Source organism: Gabonibacter massiliensis (assembly GCA_001487125.1).
GTDB classification, from domain to species: Bacteria; Bacteroidota; Bacteroidia; order Bacteroidales; family Marinifilaceae; genus Gabonibacter; species Gabonibacter massiliensis.
This window is the reverse complement of record LN913013.1, coordinates 1113909-1138424: the sequence shown is the minus strand read 5'-3', so window position 1 is coordinate 1138424 and position 24516 is coordinate 1113909. Positions and strand designations below refer to the sequence as shown.

Below are 24516 nucleotides of genomic sequence, written 5' to 3'. Positions count from 1 at the left end.
GAGTCTCATGTGGACTCTTAACCATTTTGTTGTTATGATTGTTTAGGTTCAAAAAAATTAATAGATGTCTTCATATAATTCAAACAATAGAATAAGCTTTGCGTCGATAAAAAATCAATTGGATTATCCTGATTTTTTGGAGGTGCAATTAAAGTCGTTCAAAGACTTTTTTCAATTAGGTACCACGCCTGAGAACAGAAAAAATGAAGGCCTTTACACGGTTTTCAAGGAGAATTTTCCTATAACAGATACACGTAATAACTTTGTTTTAGAATTTTTGGACTACTTTATAGATCCGCCGCGCTATACCATTGACGAGTGTTTAAGTCAGGGATTGACGTACGGAGCTCCGCTGAAAGCGAAGTTAAAGTTATACTGTACTGATCCGGAGCATGAAGATTTTGATACGGTTATTGAGGATGTGTATTTAGGGAATGTTCCTTATATGACTCCGAAAGGTACTTTCGTGATCAATGGAGCAGAGCGTGTCGTCGTTTCTCAGTTACACAGGTCTCCCGGTGTATTCTTCGGACAGAGTATTCACGCGAATGGTACGAAGCTTTATTCAGCCAGAATTATTCCGTTTAAGGGGTCCTGGATCGAATTTGCCACGGATATCAATAACGTGATGTACGCGTACATCGACCGTAAAAAGAAATTGCCCGTGACAACCCTGTTGAGAGCCATCGGTTTTGAAACGGATAAAGATATTCTCGAAATTTTCGGGTTGGCAGATGAAGTGAATGTTTCCCGTACGGGATTGAAGAAAGTCATTGGTCGTCGTTTAGCTGCTCGTGTTTTGAAATCTTGGGTAGAAGATTTCGTGGATGAAGATACCGGAGAAGTCGTTTCCATCGAACGTAACGAGATTATCGTGGATCGGGAAACTGTATTGGAACCTGAGCATATAGATGCGATCGTTGAATCGGGTGCGAAAACGATCCTTCTTCACAAGGAGATTCAAAATTTGGCGGATTATGCCATTATATATAATACGTTACAGAAAGACCCCTGTAATTCGGAGAAAGAGGCCGTTATGCATATTTACAGGCAATTGCGTAGTTCGGAACCACCAGACGAAGCAACTGCCCGCGATGTAATCGATAAGCTTTTCTTCTCGGATAAACGTTACGATTTGGGTGACGTGGGGCGTTACAAATTAAACAAGAAGTTGAATCTTTCCACGGATCCGGATATTCGGGTTTTAACGAAAGAGGATATTATCGAGATTATCAAGTATTTGATTCGTTTGCTGAACGCCCGTACGGATGTGGATGATATCGACCATTTGAGTAACCGTCGCGTTCGTACGGTAGGCGAACAATTATATAATCAGTTCGGAGTGGGACTTGCCCGTATGGCCCGTACGATCCGGGAACGGATGAATGTTCGGGACAACGAGGTGTTTACTCCGGTGGATTTGATCAATTCGAAGATTTTGTCTTCCGTGATCAACTCTTTCTTCGGAACCAATGCTTTATCTCAGTTTATGGATCAAACGAATCCGTTGGCCGAGATCACGCACAAAAGACGTATGTCTGCTTTGGGACCCGGAGGTTTGTCCAGGGATCGTGCCGGATTTGAGGTTCGGGATGTGCACTACACGCATTATGGCCGTTTGTGTCCGATCGAAACCCCGGAAGGTCCGAATATCGGTTTGATCTCTTCTCTTTGCGTTTATGCTAAAATCAATGACCTCGGATTTATCGAGACTCCTTACCGGAAGGTAAATGACGGGGTGGTGGATTTGTCCGACGAGGGGGTGAGGTATTATTCGGCAGAGGAGGAAGAGGGATTGGTTATAGCACAAGCCAGTTCTCCGATAAACGACGAAGGTTTATTCCTGGATAAACGGGTAAAAGCCAGACAAGATGCGGATTTTCCGATGGCAGAGGGAGAGAGCGTGGATCTGATCGATGTGGCGCCGAATCAAATTGCCTCTATTGCCGCTTCTTTGATTCCTTTCTTGGAACATGATGATGCTAACCGCGCTTTGATGGGATCCAACATGATGCGTCAGGCTGTGCCTATAATTTGTCCGGAGTCTCCGATCGTGGGTACCGGTTTGGAGGCAAACCTGATCAAGGATTCCAGAACTCAGATCGTTGCGGAAGGACCGGGAGTCGTGGATTATGTGGACGGTCGTAAGATCGTGATCAAATACGATCGTACGGAGGAGGAGGCTTATGTGAGCTTTGACAATGATACGAAAGAGTATTATCTGCCTAAATATAAACGTACGAACCAGAGTACGACCATGACCTTGAAACCTATCGTGAGAAAAGGCGATCGGGTGGAAGAAGGCCAGATATTGACGGAGGGCTATTCTTCCGAGAAGGGAGAGTTAGCTTTGGGACGTAACTTGAAAGTGGCTTTCATGCCGTGGAAGGGTTATAACTACGAGGATGCCATCGTTATTTCGGAGAATATCGTGCGCAACGACGTGTTTACTTCCGTGCACGTGGATGAGTATTCGTTGGAAGTGCGGGAAACCAAGCGCGGTTTGGAAGAGTTGACCGCCGATATTCCGAACGTTAGCGAGGAAGCTACCCGCGATCTGGATGAAAACGGTATTATCCGCATAGGAGCCCGTATTAAACCGGGCGATATCATGATCGGTAAGATTACCCCGAAAGGAGAATCGGATCCGAGTCCGGAGGAGAAATTGTTACGGGCTATTTTCGGAGATAAGGCCGGAGACGTGAAAGATGCTTCGTTGAAAGCTTCTCCTTCGTTGAGCGGAGTTATTATCGACAAGAAGTTGTACCAACGCACGGTAGGGGATCGCAAATCCAAAGCTGCAGGAAAGAATCTGTTGGCAGAATTTGACGAACAATTCCAACGTAAAGTGGGTGATTTGACCTCTCTGCTGATCGACAAACTGTTCGAGTTAGTGAACGGGAAGACCTCTCAGGGCGTGAAAAATTATCTGAACGAGGATATTGTTCCGAAAGGGGTGAAATTCTCTTACAAGATGCTCCAGAATATGGATTTCTTGCAGATCAACCCGAACAAATGGACGACCGATAAGCAGAAAAACGATATGATCCGCGACTTGTTGCATAATTACATCATCAAGTATAAAGAGATCGAAGGTCAAATCAAACGTAAGAAATATAATGCTACCGTCGGTGACGAGTTACCTTCCGGAATTATCAAGATGGCAAAGGTATACGTGGCTAAAAAACGTAAATTGCAGATCGGGGATAAGATGGCGGGACGTCACGGTAACAAAGGTATCGTATCCCGCGTAGTAAGAGTGGAGGATATGCCCTTCCTGGAAGACGGAACTCCGGTGGATATTTGTTTGAATCCGTTAGGTGTACCTTCCCGTATGAACCTGGGACAGGTATTCGAAACCGTACTGGGTTGGGCCGGGAAAAAATTGGGAGTAAAATTTGCGACTCCGATTTTTGACGGGGCTACCTTGGAGGAGATAAACGGGTATACGGATAAGGCCGGATTGCCGAGAAACGGTACTACCTACCTGTATGACGGGGGAACCGGAGAGCGTTTCGACCAGCCTGCCACCGTGGGAGTGATCTATATGTTGAAGTTGGGTCACATGGTAGATGACAAGATGCATGCCCGTTCTATCGGACCGTATTCTTTGATTACTCAGCAACCTCTTGGAGGTAAGGCTCAGTTCGGAGGACAACGTTTCGGAGAGATGGAGGTTTGGGCATTGGAAGCTTTCGGGGCTTCTCATATCTTACAGGAGATTCTGACCGTGAAGTCGGACGATGTAATGGGTAGAACCAAGACGTATGAACACATCGTGAAGGGAGAACCGTTACCTACACCGGGTATACCGGAATCCTTCAATGTATTGTTACATGAGTTGAGAGGTTTGGGATTGAGCGTTAACTTGATATAATTTTTGATTTACGATTTCGGATTTGGGACGGGTTGCATTGCCGGGGTCTAAAATCTGAAATCTAAAATTCATAAATATGGCATTCAGAAAAGAGAATAAAACAAAAACTAGTTTTACAAAGATTGCTATTGGTTTGGCTTCTCCGGAAGAGATTCTGGAGCGTTCCAGTGGTGTGGTGTTAAAACCGGAGACCATAAACTATCGTACCTATAAACCTGAACGGGATGGTTTGTTCTGTGAACGAATCTTCGGGCCGGTGAAAGATTACGAATGTCATTGCGGTAAATACAAACGTATTCGCTATAAAGGGATTGTGTGTGACCGATGCGGTGTTGAGGTGACGGAGAAAAAGGTTCGTCGTGAGCGGATGGGACATATTCAATTGGTTGTTCCCGTGGCACACATTTGGTATTTCAAATCCCTACCGAATAAAATCGGTTATTTGTTGGGATTGCCTTCCAAAAAATTGGATGCGGTCATTTATTACGAGAGATATGTCGTGGTAAACCCGGGAGTTATGGCCGAGTCCGGAATTAAAACACTGGATTTCCTTACGGAGGAGGAGTACCTTGATATTTTAGATAAGCTTCCGAACGAGAATCAGTATTTGGATGACGATGATCCCAATAAGTTCATCGCCAAGATGGGTGCAGAAGCTATCTCCATGTTGTTGGAACGTTTGGATTTGGATGATTTGTCTTACGAATTGAGAAATAAAGCCAATACCGAGACGTCTCAACAGCGGAAAAATGAAGCTTTAAAACGTCTTCAGGTGGTTGAGGCTTTCCGGGAAAGTAAAGATATCAATAAACCGGAATGGATGATCGTGAAGGTGGTTTCCGTGATCCCTCCCGAATTGCGTCCTTTGGTTCCGTTGGATGGTGGTCGTTTTGCCACGTCCGATTTGAACGATCTTTACCGGAGGGTAATTATCCGTAACAATCGTTTGAAACGTTTGATTGAGATTAAGGCTCCGGATGTGATTTTGCGGAATGAAAAACGTATGTTGCAGGAAGCTGTTGACTCGTTGTTCGACAATTCCCGTAAATCCAATGCGGTGAAAATCGAAAACAACCGGCCGTTGAAGTCTCTTTCCGACAGTTTGAAGGGTAAGCAAGGACGTTTCCGTCAGAATTTGTTAGGAAAGCGTGTCGATTATTCGGCTCGTTCGGTTATTGTCGTGGGACCCGATTTGAAGATGCACGAATGCGGTCTTCCCAAGGATATGGCGGCAGAACTTTATATGCCGTTTATCATCCGGAAATTGATTGAACGGGGTATCGTGAAGACGGTGAAGAGTGCCAAAAAGATCGTGGATCGCCGTGATCCGATCGTGTGGGATATCCTGGAAAACGTGTTGAAAGGTCATCCGGTTTTGTTAAACCGTGCTCCGACCCTGCACCGTTTAGGTATTCAGGCATTCCAGCCGAAATTGATCGAAGGAAAAGCTATCCGTTTGCATCCCTTGGCTTGTACCGGATTTAATGCCGACTTCGACGGCGACCAGATGGCAGTTCATTTGCCTTTGGGTAATGAAGCTATTTTGGAAGCTCAGATTCTGATGTTGTGTTCCCACAATATATTGAATCCTGCTAACGGAGCCCCTATTACGGTTCCTTCTCAGGATATGGTATTGGGGTTGTATTATATCACTAAACCCAGAAAAGGCGCCCGGGGAGAAGGATTGAAATTTTATTCTCCGGAGGAGGTTATTATTGCCTTTAACGAAAGGGCGGTTGATTTACACGCAGAGATCAAAGTGAAGATCGACGACGTGGATCAAGAAGGGAACCCTATCCGTCACACGATAGATACGACTGTCGGTCGGGTATTATTGAATCAATATACTCCGAAGAACTACCCGTATATCAATACGTTGATTACGAAAAAAGCTTTACGTGACATCATCGGGGACGTGTTCAAGCGTTGCGGCGTGGATGTAACGGCCAAGTTCTTGGACGATATTAAGGATTTGGGATATCGGAAAGCGTTTGAGGGTGGTTTGTCCTTTAATTTGGGAGACGTCATCATTCCGGAAGAGAAACAATCTCTGTTGGAAGAAGGTTACAATCAGGTAGACGAGGTAATGTCGAACTATAACATGGGATTCATTACCAATAACGAACGTTACAATCAGATTATCGATATTTGGACGCACGTGAATGCTAATTTGACGGCTACTTTGATGAAGCAGTTGGCTTCCGATGATCAGGGATTCAATTCCATCTATATGATGTTGGATTCGGGAGCCCGCGGTTCTCGCGAACAGATCCGTCAGTTGGGAGGTATGCGTGGATTGATGGCTAAACCCCAGAAATCAGGCGCAACCGGCGGACAGATTATTGAAAACCCGATTTTAGCTAACTTTAAAGAGGGATTGTCCGTGTTGGAGTACTTCATTTCAACTCACGGTGCTCGTAAAGGTTTGGCCGATACGGCGTTGAAAACGGCAGATGCCGGTTACTTGACTCGTCGTTTGGTCGATGTGGCCAATGATATTACGATTACGGAAGAGGATTGCGGTACGTTGCGCGGTATTACCATTTCGGCGATTAAGAATAACGAAGAGGTGGTTGCTTCTTTGTCCGAGCGAATCCTTGGACGTGTTTCCGTACATGATATTTATCATCCGAATACGGGTGAGTTGATCGTTGCTTCCGGGGAGGAAATTACGGAAGTCATTGCCGATATTATCGAAAAATCACCGATCGAACGCGTAGAGGTTCGTTCCGTATTGACTTGTGAGGCGAAAAAAGGAGTTTGTGCCAAATGTTACGGACGTAATTTGGCCACGAGCCGGATGGTGGAGAAAGGTGAAGCTGTCGGAGTTATTGCGGCACAATCCATTGGAGAGCCCGGTACGCAGTTGACCTTGAGAACGTTCCACGTGGGAGGTACTGCCGGAAATATTTCCAGCGAGAACTCTCTGAAGGCAAAATACGAAGGTTATGTGGAGTTTGAAGAGTTACGTTCCGTGGAACATGCTTTGGACAACGGAACCGTGTGCGATGTTGTGGTAGGACGTTTGACAGAATTACGCATTGTCGATAAGAATACCAATATTATATTGGTTTCTCATGCAATTCCTTACGGAGCGAAGCTGTTCGTAAAGGATGGTCAGGAAGTGAACAAGGGTGATTTACTTTGTGAGTGGGACCCGTTCAATGCATTGATTATCACCGAATATTCCGGAACGATAGGATTGGAAAATCTGATCGAAGGAGAGACTTATAAGGAGGAGTCGGATGAGACTACCGGATTCCGGGAGATGATCATCATTGAATTCCGGGATAAAACTAAAGCTCCTGCTTTATGTATTAAAGATGCGGGAGATAATGTCGTGAAGAGTTATAACTTACCGGTAGGTGCTCACATCGTGGTGAAAGAGGGGGCACAGGTAACTGCCGGTAGCACGATTGCCAAAATTCCGAGAGCTGTCGGTAAGGCCGGTGATATCACGGGAGGTCTTCCGCGTGTTACCGAGCTATTCGAAGCCCGTAATCCGTCGAATCCTGCGGTTGTGTCGGAAATTGACGGAGAGGTGACCTATGGCAAGATCAAACGCGGTAATCGAGAGATCATCGTTACTTCTAAGGCCGGAGAGGTGAAGAAATATTTGGTTTCTTTGTCTAAGCAGATATTGGTTCAGGAAAACGATTATGTGCGTGCGGGAACCCCGTTATCCGACGGAGCGATTACTCCGACCGATATATTGAATATCGAGGGACCGATAAAGGTACAGGAATATATCGTAAATGAGGTGCAGGATGTATACCGGATGCAGGGAGTGAAGATCAATGATAAGCATTTTGAGATCATTGTTCATCAGATGATGCGTAAGGTATTGATTCAGGATGCCGGTGATACCAAATTCTTGGAGAGCCAAATCGTGGATAAATCCGAATTTATGGAAGAGAACGACGCCATGTACGGTAAGAAAGTCGTTCTGGATCCGGGTGATTCTGACCGGGTGAAAGCGGGACAGATTATTACCGTGCGTATGCTTCGGGATATTAATTCCCAATTGAAACGTCGTGATATGAAAGTCGTGGAGGCCCGTGATGCCGTACCTGCAACCTCTGCACAGGTGCTTCAAGGAATCACGAGAGCTGCTCTACAGACTGCCAGCTTCATTTCGGCTGCTTCTTTCCAGGAGACGACCAAGGTATTGAACGAGGCGGCTATTCACGGAAAAGTAGATCCTTTGGAGGGATTGAAAGAGAACGTGATTTGCGGTCACTTGATACCGGTAGGAACCGGAATGAAGGAGTTCAGAAGTTTGATCGTCGGTTCGAAAGCGGACTTCGAAAAAATAGAGAATAAATAAAAGAAAAAGGACCATCGGTTTTCCGGTGGTCTTTTTTTTGTTCGATTCGGCAAGGCGATGATTGCGATAAGTTTTTAGTAGTTCTGAGATTGTAATTTCTGTTAATCATTATCTTTGCTTTCGAACTTAAACGCAAACGAAAAGTTATGGAAGAGAAAAAAAATCAGTTGGATATAGAATTAAGTCATGAAGTGGCTCAGGGAACTTATGCTAATTTGGCGATTATTTCCCATTCGAGTTCGGAGTTTATCGTGGATTTTATCCGGATTATGCCGGGAGTGCCGAAAGCGGATGTGAAAAGTAGGATTATTCTTACTCCTGAACACGCGAAACGCTTGATGTTGGCGCTTCAGGATAATATCCGGAAATTCGAGCAGGGGTATGGCCGTATAAATATTCCGGAAGGAGAGCCCATGGGGCCGATGTTTCCCATGGATGTGGAACCGAAAGGACAAGCTTAATTATTGATTAAAGGATTTTGTGATTCTGTGATTGGGGATTTCGGATTTTTGATTGACGATTTTGAGATGACAAGATCGGAATTGAATCTGATCCAATTTACAATTAAACGGTTTTGGTGGCCGGAAGATTGTAAATAACATCCGGGGACGGGTGCAACGGGTTATTCAGAAAGTACGCGACTTTCTGAATAATTTTTTTGTTATGCTGCCTTGATAAGACTGCGTCCCAGCCAAACCAGAATAATACCTAAAATAATACTTAAGCCGAGATAAAGGGAGAAATAGAGCCAATGTCTATTCTGGATCAGTAAAAACATATCGTCGGCAAAGGAGGAGAACGTGGTAAATCCCCCACAGAAACCTGTGATTAAGAAGACATTCATGTTGGATGAAATCAGGTGGGTTTTTTCTGCCAACCCGAAGAAAATACCGATTACAAAACTGCCGATAATGTTTACTGCAAACGTACCCCACGGAAAAGGTGAAGTTGTAACAAAATGACATAATTTCCCTACTAAGAAACGCAGGCAGGTACCGATAAAGCCTCCTATTCCTGCAATAATCATCGCTTTGAACATAGTTTTCCTAATTTTAATTGTTAGACATATTTCCATACTTATTTCGGAAGTTGTTTGAATACCATCGGACCGACAATTGCGGTAATTATTCCTCCCAATATCAGGGTTCCGATGGCAACCATCAACACTAATTTTCCTCCTCCTAAGTTCAGGAGAAGGGGTATAATAAAGGTGGCAATGATGGCTCCGAGTTTGCCCAGGGCAGAGGCTACCCCTTCGCCGCTGGCTCTCGTCTGAAGATCGTAAATTCGGCTGGGTAGTATGAAGGTCATCATGTGTGGCCCGGCATTTAAGGCTATTTCGAAAAGCATAAACCCGACAAGGATAACCCAGGCGGATGAATGGTATATATAGCCTAAGAGAACAATGAATAATCCGATGGCACTTACAAAAAATCCTAAGGACTGGTCTCTGATCGGGTTAATCTTGTTGATAAAGCTGATACCCAGTATAAAGCCGGAAATAACGGCAAAGTTAATATATAGCGTGATTTTCAGTGCATCTGTTACCTGGTCGAAGGGAAGTGTTTCCGGGGGAATGAATCCCAGAGAAAGCAAGAGGATCGGAGTGAATATTCCGATTCCGTATACGCCCATTCCCTCGCATCCCCAGGGAATTCCGCTTAAAATAATTTTTTTGATATTTCCCCGTACGAAAAGTTCCTTCCATGAGCTTTGAGGCTGATGCCTTATTTTAGATTTGTTCGCTAATTCTCCGATGTAGACATCGTTCCCCAAAAAGAAACGGACACTTTTTTCTGCTTCCTGAATTTTACCGTGAATAGCTAACCATTCGGGGCTTTCGGCAAAATGAATGCGGGAAAGAAAAGTAACTGCTGCAAAAATAGAGATGAATAGAAAAAGTTTGTTCCAAATTTCGGGATTGGCGGTGTTTTTCAGTACGAAGTAAGCGACGATAATCATTATTATGTTACCGAGAGCCGAGGTAGCCTTGGATATTCCTAACATTTGTCTTTTCCATTTCTTGGGCATTGTTTCCGATACATAAGAAGGATCGAGAGCGTAACCTCCTCCGATTCCGAATCCGATGATCAGTAAACATATCGTCAGGACAAGTATGGATTGAGAGAAAAAAATCCATAAAGAGGCAAATAAAATGAGTAACGGGCATAGTCGGAAAAAAAAGAGGTAGCCGTACCGGTCGCTGAAATGACCGAAAAATAGAGATCCTACGGTGATACCTGTTAAGCCTGATGAGAAAACAAGACCTTGTAGCCAAGAGGAGAGTTCCGGATGATGGGTAATTGCTATGAGCGGAGCGATTACTCCGATGAGAACGGCTAATACTCCTCCGAAAAATTGTCCGGCCGATGCTATTACAAGTATACGAATATGTCCCCATCGCAGGGGCATCGTATCCATATTTACCATTTTATCTGGTGTCCTGTTTCCTGTCATATCGTTTATCATTAAGTTTCAATCGGGTTAACATCCTCTCTGTCGTCCCCGAAACAATCGTGACAACAGAGAGTGTATGAAAATTGTGTAATAGGTTATCCTGCTTGTAGTATTTTCTTATCCAGGTTGAGATGAGGCCAGAGGAATAACCAGGTGGCCACGCAGAACGGGCCTGTAAGCGTGGGTAATCCGAAAGGGGTAAATAGGGTATCCATACCGGCTTGAATAAACACGGTGGCGAAAATGCCGACGAGACTCCATATGACAGTTCGCCAATTGACCTGATAAAACGTGATGCCTAAGGCGATACCTGTCAATACGGGGCTGAAACCGAATAATCCGTTTGCGATATCGGCGCCGTTGCATTGATATAGGATGGCTGTCGCTAATGATAGAGCCGAGGCGATGGCCGCCCAGATAGCCGCCCATTTGTTACTGATCGCCAATCCGATTAAGAAGAGTATACCAGTTACCCATGAATTGATCAAAAATACCTGACTGATCCCTGTCAACCAATAAATTACGAGATGGGAAAAGCCGGTGTCGAATGTCGAAGAGAAATTACCCGGTAATTCGGGTGAACTTAAACCAGAATCCGGTAAGCCGTGCATGATTCGGGCCGCTAATAAAACGAACCAGGTAATCAAGACGAAGGGAAACGTGAAAGAACTGACCTTGTATGGGACCAATAGATGGTTCAGGCCTACCATGACCCAGGTGGTCATGGACGAAAAGATGATTAAGGCTAACCACATCAAAGGAACGTTTCCCAGAAATGTAGGCAGAGCACATCCTACCAGTATTCCGTTAAATCCCCACAAGCCGATCGATCCTTTTTCAGCGGGATACTTCAACAGATATCCGGTGAGGGTGGATACGACGGTCCCTACAATAGCCCCCCAGGCTACGGCCGGATTCCCTGTTGCATAAGATCCGTAAAATATTCCGGCCAGAAAAAACAGCCCCGTCCAGGCGTTGCCTTGGAACATGACTTGTCCGGCTCCTTTTAGTACCACTTTAATGAAACCAAAAGAAAAAATTCTTGGCATAGTAATTTCTGTTTCCATAATATATTCGAAGTTTAGTTATCTCCATACAAATTCGACCGGTACGGGTTTATTCTTTATCTGCATACGGACGACGGAACAAAATTCCCGGATGAAACGTTTTACGGGTTGTGTTTCTTTACCTAATACTTTTAAAATTAATCCGCACTTCTCCGGCAAATGAGTTATACCTGCAGCAAGTTTTCGATGTTTATCCAAAAAAGCCCCGGTGTTTTTATAGATTTGTTCGGCATCTTTTTCCGGAGTTAATACCAGAACGTTGGCAAATACGTCGTAGTCGTGCATTATGCCGATACGACAAAGGGGGTTTTCTTTCGGGGTCGCAACTAATTTTTCTCGAAAAAGAGGAGTGCCGTCCGGTCGATGAGCCCGGGTACAGACGGATAATAGATCGTATTCAAATGATTCGCCCTCACCGTAATACTTGCGTCCGCCCGTGTATATCTCCGAATAAAATAGAGTGGCGGTAGCATCAATTACAATATCCGTATCTGTAATGTAGCGGCTATTTCTGCATGGAATAGTCGGTTCCGGGATGTATTCCAGGTATGCGTTTTCTTCCAGCACAAAAGATTGTTTTAAACCGGAAAAGTTATAAACCATTTCGGCAATTTTTGTTGCCGCTCCGGTAGATAGGTGGGCGTATGCGTTTTTACATACCTTGAATTTGTTTACATAGCGGTCTCCGTCGATATTAGGGCCGCCTGAAGAAAGAATGTATACACAAGGCATTTCCGGCATTCCTTCGTCGAAATAGAGTTCTTGCTGTACGATCAGAGGAGCGCGTCTGTCCCAATGACGCATGATGGATTTTCCGTTTTTGTCCAGCTCAAAAACGAGATCCAAAAGCCCGCATTTTCCCGGAGCTCCGACATGCATTGCCCGGGGTTCTGCCAGATAAGGGCGTAGCTCCCGGTTTTGTGAAAACTCTTTCATATTTTCATATCCTCCACCTCTTTTTGTGAAACGCGGTCGAACAGAGCCATATTCCGTATTAATCCGATTAACTCTTTGATTCCTTCTCCCGTCATGCAATTGGTAAAAACAAATGGTTTTCCGGGGCGCATGATTTCGGAGTCCTGTCTCATTACTTCCAAGTCGGCGTGGACATAAGGGGCGAGATCGGTTTTGTTGATGACTAAAATGTCGGAATAGGTTATTCCCGGCCCGTCTTTTCGCGGAATTTTATCTCCGGCAGCCACATCGATGACGTAAATGAAAAAGTCTACCAATGCCGGACTAAAGGTTAAAGTCAGGTTGTCGCCTCCCGATTCGATCAAAACGATATCGCTATCCGGAAATTTCGCTTCCATCTCCTCCACGGCTGCAATATTCATGGAGGGGTCCTCGCGTACGGCGGTATGAGGGCAAGCTCCTGTCTCAACGCCGATTATACGGTCTTCCGCTAAATATCCTTTAAGCATTTTGCGGACATGTTTAGCATCTTCTGTTGTAACGATGTCGTTGGTAATGATTAAAACTTGTAAGCCTAATTTTAATAAATGGGGGGTTAGTGCCTCTATAAGTGCCGTTTTCCCAGATCCTACGGGACCACCGACACCGATTCTGCATGTGTTACTCATATGGGTATATTTTTATTCGTTAATTCATAAACATTCTCATTTTTCCTTTTTCATGTAATGAAGCCATGATGTCCATTTCCGGTGCAAATGTTCTCATATCGTCGAAAGTCATCTCTTTTATATTCTCATAATCCGAAGCGGCCATGGAACAAAGCCGGTATAGAATGGATTGGGTTTCGTAATGGGATACTTTTACACATCGTAAAGCCGCATTCAGTATCATATTTATGATGCCGTACTCGATAGAGACGAAGAGATCCTTTTCATGCAATCCGTTTTGCTGGAAAAAGATGGCTTGTGCAATCGGATAGGTGCCGGGAACCTTTTGATCAAATATGTCTTTTAACCATTGATTCATGAGAGGAGTTTCGGCGATCTGAATACTTATTTCCGCCATTTTTTTCCCCATTCGGGTAAGCATTAAGCGAGCTTCTTCATTCATTTTGCACCACATGATCTGTTGATCCGCCTCTTTTACGAGTGCGTAGTCGTTTTCGGCGGTTGCCCGAAAGGCGATGAGTGCGGCGATGGCATCGCTATATATGGTTTGTTGGACAGCCGTGCGCGTATATTGTTCGAGACTGTAAGCATCGGATACGATATTTTCAAAGGCAGCTGTTTCCAATCCGTTGGAAAAAGAGAAGGTACCGACGGGAAATGCGGAGTCCGAAAATTCGAGAATTCGCATCAACCTGGTAATTTCGTCAATCATAGTATTGAATTTTCAATGTAAAACTTCATGCGAATGACCTGTGTGTCCGTGTTCGTGATGATGATGTGGTATTTCTTGTGTACTTCCTCCGAAAAGTTGGCGAATTTCGTGAGGTGCGAGGAATGGAATCACCTCTTTACCCGGTTGGAATTCATAGGTGATGTCTTCGAAATGATGGGTATCCATAACACTGGTCATTACTTTTTTGTCTACCGTTAACGGTACGTATAATTTATCTTTTTTGACAATGGCCGGCCAGTGTTGGTTACCGATGGCGTGTCCTATTTCGATACATTTACGTATGATTTCTTCCGGTTTTTTCTGTGCTATTTTTTTCAATTCTATGACAAGGACAGGTTTGAGGTCGATTCGAATTACGACAGCGCTATTGCTTTCCGGGTTGTACTCCAGAACATCCCCATTTTCAATTTGGGAGTGACGTTTCAGGGCGACTGCATATTCGGCATGGTCGCTTTTAGCGATAAAACGACTTTTTTGAGCTGTCCATTGGTCCAAATCGAGGTAGGTTATTGCGCTATTTTTGAGTTTTTCCGCCCAAGTAGGGTCGGATATCATGTTTCCGATAACTTCAGAGAATATTTGCATACGAGTATAATTAGTAAAGAAGGTTGCCTTACAAGTTTTCGGACGGAAGACTTAAAGGCAACCTATCGATGAATTTAAATGTTAACTAAACCAATATAATTGTGCCAGCGGGAATTTCTTGGCGGTTGGGATGTAAGCACTTTTACCGTCCACAAGTACCTCGAACGTTTCCGGATTGATATCGATTTTAGGCATGTTCCCGTTGAGTACCATATGGGGTTTGCCGATTTGCCGGCAACCGTGCACGGGGTATACGATTCTTTGGAGTCCGTATTTTTCCTTGATACCCGCATCGTGGGAAGCTCGTGAAACGAATGAGATGCAGCTATTGGGCATAGCTGAACCGAAACTTCCGTACATCGGTCGGTAATACACCGGTTGAGGAGTCGGTAACGAGGCATTCGGATCTCCCATAATTGCCCAGTTAATCATACCTCCCTTGAGAACTAATTTGGGTTTGGTACCGAAGAATTGAGGTTCCCACAGTACGAGGTCGGCCATTTTTCCTTTCTCGATAGATCCTAAAATATCTGAGAATCCGTATGTGATAGCCGGATTGATGGTCAGCTTGGCTAAATAACGTAATACCCGGAAGTTGTCATTCTCTGCGGAATCTTCGCTGAGTTTACCTCTTACCTGTTTCATGTAACTTGCCATCTGGAAGGCTCTCATGAAATTTTCTCCTACACGTCCCATTGCTTGCGAATCGGAAGAGATCATGGAGATTACGCCCAAATCGTGCAGCACGTTTTCGGCTGCTTGTGTTTCCGGACGAACACGGCTTTCCGCAAAAGATACGTCAGACGGAATCTTGGGGTTCAGATTATGACATACCATGATCATATCGAACAATTCGGCCTGTGAGTTGATACCGAACGGTAGTGTCGGGTTTGTTGAAGAGGGTAACACGTTGGCTAAGGAAGCTACTTTCAGCAAGTCCGGAGCATGTCCTCCTCCGGCTCCTTCCGTGTGATAGGTATGGATAGTTCTACCGTCGATAGCAGCGATCGTGTCTTCAACGAAGCCGCTTTCGTTTAAGGTATCGGTATGAATCGCGACTTGTACGTCGAACTCGTCAGCTACTCCCATGGTCTCCCGAATGGCGGCGGGTGTACTTCCCCAATCTTCGTGAATCTTGAAACCGCATGCTCCAGCTAACATCTGTTCGACTAATGGACGACGTACCGAACAGTTGCCTTTCCCGAGGAACCCGTAGTTTACGGGGAGCCCGTCAATGGCCTGTAGCATCCTTTTCATATTCCAGGTACCGGAAGTTATGGTTGTCCCGTTCGTTCCGTCTGTCGGACCGACACCACCGCCGACGAGGGTCGTAACTCCATTGCTCAAACAATGGTAAGCTTGCTGCGGAGCGATCATGTGTACGTGCCCGTCAATAGCAGCGGCTGTCAAAATAAGGTGCTCTCCCGAAATGGCGTCCGTGGCGGCTCCTGTAACCAATTCCGGGGTTACCCCTTGCATGATATTCGGATTCCCGGCTTTGCCGATTCCGGCGATTTTTCCGTCTTTGATGCCGACGTCGGCTTTGATGACTCCTAATTTCGGATCGATAATCGTTACATTGGTGATGACAAGATCAAGGGTTCCTCCTTCGGAAGTTAAGGTATTTGCCAGTCCCATGCCGTCGCGCAAGGTTTTTCCTCCCCCGTAGATCACTTCATCCCCGTATACGCAAAGGTCTTTTTCGATTTCCACGTAGAGATCTGTATCGCCTAAACGGATTTTATCCCCTACGGTCGGGCCGTAAAGATCATTATATTGTTGTCTCGTTATCTGTGCCATATTACGTTATTTTTTGGGTTGTTTTTTTAGATTTGCTTCGGCGGTCGTTTCATCTATAACTTTGAAGCCTAACCTTCTGACATTTTCTGTCGCCTGCATTCTCCTCGGGTAATAAGTAGGAGCATCTTCACTTCCGGTATATCCTTGCACGAGTCCGTTAAAGCCTATCACGTATTGTTTACCGGAGTAAGCAACGACTTCTACCTCTTTTTCGTCTCCCGGTTCGAAACGAATGGCAGTCGTGGCAGGAATATTCAAATGGCATCCGAATGCAGCGGCCCGGTCGAATTCCAGATAACGGTTCACCTCGAAAAAATGAAAATGAGAGCCCACTTGAATAGGACGGTCTCCAGTATTATGAACGATTAATTTTGCCGTATATCTGCCTTCATTATACACGATGGGGTCAGTAGATAAGATTTCTCCTCCGACGGGAACATACTGTTTAGGTGTAAATCCCGGTGTAATCTCTTTAGGTGCGGGAGCACCCTTTTGTTTTTTATCCTCCATGATTTTCTACTTGATAGGTTGATGAATACTAACCAGACGGCTACCGTCGGTAAAAACCGCCTCTACCTGTATCAGAGAGATCATATCGGCAACTCCCTCCATTACATCGTCTTTCGTTAAAACTTTAGTGGAGTCGGTCATTACTTCCTCTAATGTTTTGCCTTCTCTTGCCCCCTCCAAAGCTGCTGAACTGATGTAGGCAACAGCTTCCGGATAATTCAATTTAAGCCCTTTTTCTTTACGCCGTCCGGCAATAGCTCCAAGTGATAATAGCATTAGCTTATCAATTTCTTTTGGCGTTAAATGCATACTCTTTTACTTTTAGTGAATAAAATTGATTAAAACTCTCTGATTCATGAAGTTTATACCTCAATGAACTCCACTGTTCATATACGCTTGGGATAAAGTCATGTTTCAAATATCATCAGAAATAATTATAAACATGATTCGGGTTTACGAGATCGTTGTTCGAACATTTAGGATTTGTATGCCGTATGAGCAGGGATAGTCAAATCAAAATTATGTGACATGAAGAAATTTATTTTCGTTCCGTTTCTGTTGTTTGTAGTAAGCGTGTTTGCCCAAAAAGAAAAGGTGGATACCGTATTGAATTTGCAAGAGGTTATTGTGACCGGATCACGGGCTGAACGTCCATTGACTCAGAGTCCGGGTCGTATTGATGTTATTACGCCGTTGGTATTGAGGCATAGTCCGGCCTTGAGTGTCGATGACATCCTTTCTATGCTTTCCGGGGTAAACACAACTCGTTCGAACGGTATGAGCACGATGCACACGAATGTCAGTGTCCGGGGATTGGCGGGGGATGAACAGGGACGGACTTTGGTATTGTTTGACGGAATTCCTATCAATACTTCTGACGAGGGGTCCGTGAACTGGAATAGTCTTCCTGTGGACAATATCGAGAGAATAGAGGTGTTCAAAGGCCCCGGTTCTTCTTTATACGGGAATAATGCAATGGGAGGAGTGATAAATATTATAAGTAAAAAAGCGGAACGTCCTTTTTTAGTGAATGCATCCGTGTCTTACGGCTCATTGGCAACCTGGCTTTATCATTTGGGAATATCGAGCAAGATCAATGATCGGTTTTCGCTCTTTGTCTCTGGGTATTACAATAGAAGTAGCGGATTTAATAACGTTCCGGACAGTTTGCGGACCGATCCTGATTACAGTGTAGCTCGCTTTATGAAAGAAGGAGGTTTTTACGGTAAGGTTTTATATACTCCTTCCGAATGGTTTAAAGTGGATGTATCCTATGATTTGTATAAAGATAAGCGTGGGGAAGGGGAAAAAATAAAGGCTCCTGACGGAGAGTATCGCCACTTTAATCATAACCGGTTTCAAGGGAGATTTTACGGGGGGGAGAAATCGTTCACCTATAATGTGGCTTTGTATTTCCAGAGACAAGACTATTTTAAGCTGGATGAGCGGATCACGAAAGATTCCTACCAGCGCTTTGATGTAAAATCGCACCGGGATGACTGGGGAGCTATCCTGCATGTGACTTTTTCCGGCAAGAACAATCATTTCAGCATAGGTGCGGAATATAAAAACGGAAGTGTCGATGGAGGAGATTATTACGTGACTTCTACGGATAAGGTACTGAATAGGGGTACCATGACTTTTCTTTCGGCTTTCGTGCAGGAAGAGCTTCAGTTTTTTAACAATAAATTCTGGTTGCAGGTAGCATTGCGTTACGATAACGCTTATTTTCACAAAGGACGATTTGAAGCGATAGGTGATAACGTGGCTGATTTTAACACGTACAACGGTAATCTGAAAAACAATCGTTGGGAGAATTTTTCTCCTCGTTTGGCTTTACGTTATAATCCGATGGAAAACCTCTCTGCTTATGTCTCTTACTCGAAAGGATTCAGAGCTTCTATCCTCGATGATTTATGCCGTTCCGGTTGGATGTGGGTCGGTCCGAAAATTGCCAATCCCGACCTGGGACCGGAAAAATTGGATAATTACGAAATCGGGGGAACATTCCGCTTTTTAGGAAATTTTTCTTTTTCTCCGTCGTTCTACTATGCCCGGGGAAAAGATTTTTTATACTATATCGCTACCGGAGAAAAGATGTGGGGGAAAAGAGATATTTATCAACGTCAGAATATATCCAAGGTTCACGTGAAAGGATTAGAGATGGATTTGAATTATTCCCTGCCGATAGGATTGCGAATGAATGTAAATTATTCCTATAATGAATCCAAGATAAAACAATTTGATGAAAAACCGGAGCTTAATGATAAGGTGTTGACGTATGCTCCCGAACATCAGGTTAAGGGTACCGTCATGTGGACCGGGCGGATCGTAAACGCAACGATTCGGGGGCGTTATAAAACCAAGCAATACACGACGGAGGACAATCTGTCTTTTATTCCCGGTTTTGCCGTTTGGGACGTGCAATTGTCGAAATGGTTTTTTGACCGTCGGATTTACGTGGGAGGAGAGGTTATGAATATTTTCAACAATCGCCATATGAATACGAAGGATTATATCTCGGCCGGAAGGCTTTTTAATGTTAAACTTGCTGTAAACCTGATGAGATGAATAGATTAGTGTATTTTTTCTGTTTTTGTTTGTTAATATCTTGTGGAGGAGCATCGAAAAAGAGCGGGAAAAAAGCGGTCCGTTCGTTCACGGATGCTTTGCAGCGTGAAGTTGAAGTACCGGATACTGTACGGAAGATCGTCTGTATTCGGGCTTCCGCTATACGTTTGGTGACCTATGCGGGCGGAGTGCCTTTTATTTGTGGAGTCGAAGAGCAGGAGACCAGAGACAATGAATTCACTCATCTTTTCGCTCATCCGGAATTGAGAGAAAAAGCGATCATCGGTCCTTCCATGGGCGGGGATCCCGAATTAATAATGGGGGTTCAACCGGATGTGATCTTTATGTCTACCACTACTGCCGGGGATGCCGACGATTTACAAAGACGTACCGGAATACCCGTATTTACCATCGAGTACGGGGATATCGGAAAAAGGCGGGATGTTTTTTATCATTCTCTTCGGTTGATCGGTAAGGTACTCCGGACGGAAAACCAGGTCGATTCGTTGATACGTTTTGTAGATCGGCAGATTGAAGAACTCGGAAGAAGAACACAAGAGACAGATAAATCTAAGCGCGTATACGTGGGAGCTATTTCTTACAAGGGACAAAAGGGGATTACCTCGACGGATCCCTATTATGCCGCATTTGAATTCTTAGGAGTTGATAATGTCGCCTCCCGGATTGATTCGGCATATACCTCTCCCATTACCGGAACCTACATCGATTGGGAGCAACTGGCGGAGTGGGATCCTGAAGTGATATTTCTGGATGTATCGGGTTGGCCTTTAGTACAGGAAGATTTTAACCGTCGGAAAGAATTGAATGAGCTGCTTACGGCATATAAGGAGAAACGGATCTATATGTTGTGGCCTTATAATAATAACCATACTAATTTTGAAGTGATGTTGATTAATGCCTGGTATGCTGGAAAGGTGCTTTTTCCCGACCGGTTTAAAGATATTTCCATTTCCGGCAAGGCAAATGAGATTTTAACCCGTTTCGTGGGAAAACCTGTGGGTACCGTTTTGCGTAAACATTGGGGAGATTATCAGAATATATTCGATAAAGAGCGATGAATCCAAATGTTTTGAAGCAATATAAAGGATACCGGAACAGGAATAAGAAATTTATCTTTTTCCTGTTTGTTTTACTGATTCTCATCGGGGGAATAGCTATGATTGCCGGGGCTCATCGGATAGGTTGGGAAGATATTGTAGCTTTACTACGGGGGGAAGGGACTTCGCTTAATCGGCAAATTTTGATTAATATCCGTTTACCGAGAATTTTGGCTGCTGTGATTACCGGGATTATTCTTTCTATGTCGGGAGCGATCATGCAGATTTTACTGAGGAATCCGTTGGCATCCCCTTATACTTTGGGAATATCGAATGCGGCAGCTTTTGGAGCCTCTTTCGGAATTGTTTTTTTAGAGGCAGGTAGTGAAATTGCCCGTTCTTCGGATCTATTTTTGATTAGCAATCCTTACACGATTACTTTTTCGGCTTTTTTAGGAAGCCTTTTGGGTTTAGCCATTATATTACTTTTGGCCCAAATAAAAAGGGCTTCCGTAGAGACCATTATTCTTTCGGGGGTCATTATCAACTCTCTGTTCGGAGCAGGTATCGCCGTGATGCAATATTTGGCGAATAATGTTCAACTGGCTTCTATCGTTTTTTGGAGTTTTGGAGATTTAGGACGGGGGGATTGGTATAAACTGATTTTCATGACAGCGGCTTTGATTCCTGCCCTTCTTTACTTTTATTTAAAGCGATGGGATTACAAAGTTTTGAGATCAGGGGATGATTATGCCCGAAGTATGGGGGTGCAGCCCCAAAAAATCCGGATTGTCGGATTAGTGGTCACGTCTCTATGTACGGCTGTCGCTGTTTCGTTTTTCGGTGTTATTGCTTTCGTGGGCCTTGTCGTCCCCCATATCGTGAGAAAGTGCATAGGCAATAACGAGGAGTTTCTGATCACCGGTTCTGCCGTATTCGGAGGTGTATTTCTATTGTTATGTGACACGGTCGCCCGTACGATCATTTCTCCTGTTATTTTACCGGTCGGGATATTGACTTCATTTCTGGGGGTTCCTTTGTTTTTATTTCTATTAATCCGGAGGAGAACGTCATGCGAATAGAAACAAAAAATATATCGTTTCATTATAATGGCGTATGGGCTTTGAGGAATGTGACTTTCGACGTGGATTCGGGAGATATGATTGCTATTATAGGTCAGAACGGTTCGGGCAAGAGTACTTTGCTGAAATGCCTGAATGGAATATTAAAAGTGGATGAGGGCAAGATAGAGATAGGAGGACGGTCTTTAGCTCGGATCTCTTCTCGTGAATTGTCCCGACTGATGGCCTATATTCCTCAGTCCGAAGAGAACACCATGGGAATAAATGTTTTTGATACCGTATTGTTGGGTAGGAAACCTTATATCAAGGGAAGACCCTCTTCCGGTGATCTGGAGATCGTTGCCGGTCTGCTTTCCCGTTTGGAACTGGAACCGATAGCGATGAGAAATATGGATACGTTGAGCGGCGGACAGCAACAACGCGTATTCATTGCCAGAGCCTTGGCACAGCAGCCTTCCATTTTGCTGCTGGATGAACCGATCGCCAATCTGGATATTAATCACCAGATGAAAGTGATGAATCTTTTGCAACAACTCTCGGCAGAAGGAATAACAGTTGTCATTACCATTCACGATGTGAATATGGCCGCTCGTTTTTGTAATAAAGCGTTGATGTTGAAACGGGGGACTGTGTTCGCTTTTGGTCCAAAATCCGTGTATACGCCGAAGAACATTGAGAATCTGTATGATATTCAGGTTGAAGTACTCCATCATAAAGATTGTATTTGTATTATACCGCAAAATAGTTAATTATGTCGAATTTATTAATGTTTATACTTATGATTGTGTTACAACCGATTGGTTACGTGTCCAATAAATGCACGACGGATCAGGTTCCTGAGCAAATAAAACAGGAGGCTTCCGTCATCGAGATTCTTCCGGAATACGGGGATGGGTTAGATAAAATTGAAACTTGCCGTTACTTAGATATCGTTTTTTACTTTCATCAGAATCATGATATTCATCTAACGGGTAAAATACGGACGGGAGAAACAAAGGGAGTATTTGCCAGTCGTTCGCCTAATCGTCCGAACCATCTGGGAGTAACGACAGTAAAACTTATGAAACGTGAAGGGAATAGGCTGTATATAGAAGGAATAGATGCTTTAAACGGTTCTCCCGTGGTTGACATCAAATCTTGTGATACTTCTGTCTATGATCAGGAAAATATACATAAAACCATACGGGTTGATTCTCCCCGCATTGATATCGTTCGTAACATTATGAGTAATAATTTAAAGGAATTGCTTTTGCAATCGGCTCAATTACATGGACATATCTGTCCCGGATTAGCCCTCGGGGTTATGGGGGCCGCAAGAATCATGCAGCAGTTATATGATAGGCAGCAGGATATAGTTCGTTATACATTGACGGCCGGGATGGAGAATTGTTTGGTTGATGGATTTATGTTTGTCACGGGTTGCACGCCGGGAACACGCCGTTTCCGAACGGGAGATAAAAACGATATGTGTTTTTATTTGAGGGATGAATCCGGGAAAGGATGGAGGATAAAACTCAAAGAATCGAACCGGGATTACATGAAAAAGCATATTCCGGAGTCGTTCTCTCCCGCGGAAAAAGCTTTTGCTGTTTTTGAGCTCGATTTTGATGAACTTTTTGAAATAGAAGCGATTAATAATTGAAGATTGTAGATTGAGAGATATAATGATTAAGGGATTAAAAAGATTGACGATTGTAGATTGTAAATTGTAGATTTAAGAAAATGCGTTCGATTTACAATTAGGAGATTCGAATTAAATCACGGAGATTAAAAGAGAACAAGATCCGAATTCAATAATTCAACTAAAAAGCGCTGCCGATTTTTTCGGCAGCGCTTTTTAAAACGGTTTTATTTCGATTATTTTACTTCCCAAGTATCGCCGCTATTCAGTAAATCGGTAACCGAACGAATATTGGATTTGGCTTTTACCTCTTCAATCTGGGCCTCCAAGGCATCGTTATAAGTATCTCCTTCCACATCCCGGATAACACCTAAAGCGACGGGATATTCAGGAGCCTTCATATGTACCAGCATCCAATGAATAGAAGGATTCAAGGAATGGGCATCATGAACCAGAATATCAGCCTCTGTGATCCCGTTCTTACCGATCTCGACCACCTTCAATCCGGTGTTAGTCAACATAAGTCCCTTGTCCCGGTTTTTACCGAAGATCATCGGCTCGCCATGTCTTAAAATCAACTGACGATCTTCTTTGTTCTCCTTATCGGTGATAGCAGCATGAGCTCCATCAGCAAAAATCACGCAGTTTTGCAGTACCTCGATAACAGAAGTACCCTTATGCCGAACTCCGGCTTCGATTACCTCTGCCGTCAAATTGATATTCATATCCAACGAACGGGCGAAGAACTTGCCTTGTGCACCAATAACCAACTCTCCCGGATTAAACGGGGTTTCGATCGTTCCATAAGGAGAGGTCTTGGTTTTTGTTCCCAATTTGGTGGTCGGAGAATACTGACCTTTGGTCAATCCGTAAATTTCATTGTTAAAAACCAACGTGGTAATATCGATATTTCTACGAATAGAATGGATAAAGTGATTACCTCCGATAGCCAACGCATCACCGTCACCGGAAACTTGCAGGATATTAACGTTCGGATTAGCACTTTTTGCACCTGAAGCAATAGCAGCTGCACGTCCATGAATCGTATGGAACCCGAACGTATTCATATAATAGGGAAAACGGGAAGAACAACCGATACCGGATATGACAGCCCACGATTCTTTCGGATATCCCAATTCTGCCATCGCCTTTTGCACGGCATTAATAATTCCGTGGTCACCACAACCCGGACACCACCGGATTTCCTGATTACTCTTAAAATCTTTTGCTGTATATTGTGCCATG

Annotated in this window: 19 protein-coding genes; 8 read left to right on the top strand and 11 right to left on the bottom strand. The window is 44.1% G+C overall.

What is annotated here, in order from left to right:
* Window positions 1–64 precede the first annotated feature (64 nt).
* The 3 genes from rpoB to BN3283_RS09025 all read left to right on the top strand — a co-directional run bounded on the left by rpoB (window position 65) and on the right by BN3283_RS09025 (window position 8665).
* On the top strand, window positions 65–3877 hold the full coding sequence (rpoB, locus tag BN3283_RS09035) for a DNA-directed RNA polymerase subunit beta (protein WP_041504195.1): 3813 nt from the start codon (window positions 65–67) through the stop codon (window positions 3875–3877).
* A 76-nt stretch (window positions 3878–3953) separates the two neighbouring features.
* Window positions 3954–8204: a DNA-directed RNA polymerase subunit beta' gene (rpoC, locus tag BN3283_RS09030; RefSeq protein ID WP_059026450.1), complete on the top strand. Its 4251-nt coding sequence runs from the start codon at window positions 3954–3956 to the stop codon at window positions 8202–8204.
* 146 nt (window positions 8205–8350) lie between these two features.
* Window positions 8351–8665, top strand: coding sequence for a DUF3467 domain-containing protein (locus tag BN3283_RS09025; protein ID WP_041504197.1), 315 nt, complete (start codon window positions 8351–8353; stop codon window positions 8663–8665).
* A gap of 200 nt (window positions 8666–8865) precedes the next feature.
* Here BN3283_RS09025 and crcB read toward each other — a convergent pair whose 3' ends face one another.
* The 10 genes from crcB to BN3283_RS08975 form a co-directional block, all read right to left on the bottom strand.
* Window positions 8866–9243 (bottom strand): fluoride efflux transporter CrcB, encoded by a 378-nt coding sequence (gene crcB, locus BN3283_RS09020; RefSeq protein WP_059027225.1) that lies wholly within the window; start codon window positions 9241–9243, stop codon window positions 8866–8868.
* Window positions 9244–9281: 38 nt separating this feature from the next.
* Window positions 9282–10661: an MFS transporter gene (locus tag BN3283_RS09015; RefSeq protein WP_286137621.1), complete on the bottom strand. Its 1380-nt coding sequence runs from the start codon at window positions 10659–10661 to the stop codon at window positions 9282–9284.
* Between the two features lie 95 nt (window positions 10662–10756).
* Window positions 10757–11728, bottom strand: a complete 972-nt coding sequence (gene yut, locus BN3283_RS09010; protein WP_059026449.1) for an urea transporter — start codon at window positions 11726–11728, stop codon at window positions 10757–10759.
* Between the two features lie 18 nt (window positions 11729–11746).
* Window positions 11747–12664, bottom strand: coding sequence for an urease accessory protein UreD (locus BN3283_RS09005; protein ID WP_041504200.1), 918 nt, complete (start codon window positions 12662–12664; stop codon window positions 11747–11749).
* Entirely contained in the window at window positions 12661–13311 is a 651-nt protein-coding gene (gene ureG / locus BN3283_RS09000; RefSeq protein ID WP_059026448.1) for an urease accessory protein UreG, read from the bottom strand. Before ureG ends, BN3283_RS09005 begins: the two co-directional genes overlap by 4 nt.
* A gap of 19 nt (window positions 13312–13330) precedes the next feature.
* Window positions 13331–14023 carry an urease accessory protein UreF gene (locus tag BN3283_RS08995; protein ID WP_059026447.1) on the bottom strand — a complete coding sequence of 231 codons (693 nt, stop codon included), beginning with the start codon at window positions 14021–14023 and terminating at the stop codon, window positions 13331–13333.
* 12 nt (window positions 14024–14035) lie between these two features.
* Window positions 14036–14629 (bottom strand): urease accessory protein UreE, encoded by a 594-nt coding sequence (locus BN3283_RS08990; protein ID WP_059026446.1) that lies wholly within the window; start codon window positions 14627–14629, stop codon window positions 14036–14038.
* A gap of 81 nt (window positions 14630–14710) precedes the next feature.
* Window positions 14711–16429 (bottom strand): urease subunit alpha, encoded by a 1719-nt coding sequence (locus BN3283_RS08985; RefSeq protein WP_041504204.1) that lies wholly within the window; start codon window positions 16427–16429, stop codon window positions 14711–14713.
* A 6-nt stretch (window positions 16430–16435) separates the two neighbouring features.
* Window positions 16436–16939, bottom strand: a complete 504-nt coding sequence (locus tag BN3283_RS14810) for an urease subunit beta (RefSeq protein WP_059026445.1) — start codon at window positions 16937–16939, stop codon at window positions 16436–16438.
* Window positions 16940–16945: 6 nt separating this feature from the next.
* On the bottom strand, window positions 16946–17248 hold the full coding sequence (locus BN3283_RS08975; protein WP_059026444.1) for an urease subunit gamma: 303 nt from the start codon (window positions 17246–17248) through the stop codon (window positions 16946–16948).
* A 219-nt stretch (window positions 17249–17467) separates the two neighbouring features.
* On the opposite strand from BN3283_RS08975, the gene BN3283_RS08970 reads away from it, so the two are divergent.
* The 5 genes from BN3283_RS08970 to tsaA are packed head-to-tail and all read left to right on the top strand — an operon-like array spanning window position 17468 to window position 23292.
* Window positions 17468–19510 carry a TonB-dependent receptor plug domain-containing protein gene (locus BN3283_RS08970; RefSeq protein WP_059026443.1) on the top strand — a complete coding sequence of 681 codons (2043 nt, stop codon included), beginning with the start codon at window positions 17468–17470 and terminating at the stop codon, window positions 19508–19510.
* On the top strand, window positions 19507–20589 hold the full coding sequence (locus tag BN3283_RS08965; protein ID WP_059026442.1) for an ABC transporter substrate-binding protein: 1083 nt from the start codon (window positions 19507–19509) through the stop codon (window positions 20587–20589). The genes BN3283_RS08970 and BN3283_RS08965 overlap by 4 nt, the downstream gene beginning before the upstream one ends.
* Window positions 20586–21650: a FecCD family ABC transporter permease gene (locus BN3283_RS08960; protein ID WP_059026441.1), complete on the top strand. Its 1065-nt coding sequence runs from the start codon at window positions 20586–20588 to the stop codon at window positions 21648–21650. Before BN3283_RS08965 ends, BN3283_RS08960 begins: the two co-directional genes overlap by 4 nt.
* Window positions 21641–22399, top strand: coding sequence for an ABC transporter ATP-binding protein (locus BN3283_RS08955; protein ID WP_059026440.1), 759 nt, complete (start codon window positions 21641–21643; stop codon window positions 22397–22399). The genes BN3283_RS08960 and BN3283_RS08955 overlap by 10 nt, the downstream gene beginning before the upstream one ends.
* A gap of 2 nt (window positions 22400–22401) precedes the next feature.
* On the top strand, window positions 22402–23292 hold the full coding sequence (tsaA, locus tag BN3283_RS08950) for a tRNA (N6-threonylcarbamoyladenosine(37)-N6)-methyltransferase TrmO (RefSeq protein ID WP_059026439.1): 891 nt from the start codon (window positions 22402–22404) through the stop codon (window positions 23290–23292).
* 215 nt (window positions 23293–23507) lie between these two features.
* On the opposite strand, the gene BN3283_RS08945 is transcribed toward tsaA, so the two are convergent.
* Window positions 23508–24515, bottom strand: a complete 1008-nt coding sequence (locus BN3283_RS08945) for a 2-oxoacid:ferredoxin oxidoreductase subunit beta (RefSeq protein ID WP_041504211.1) — start codon at window positions 24513–24515, stop codon at window positions 23508–23510.
* Window position 24516: the final 1 nt, after the last annotated feature.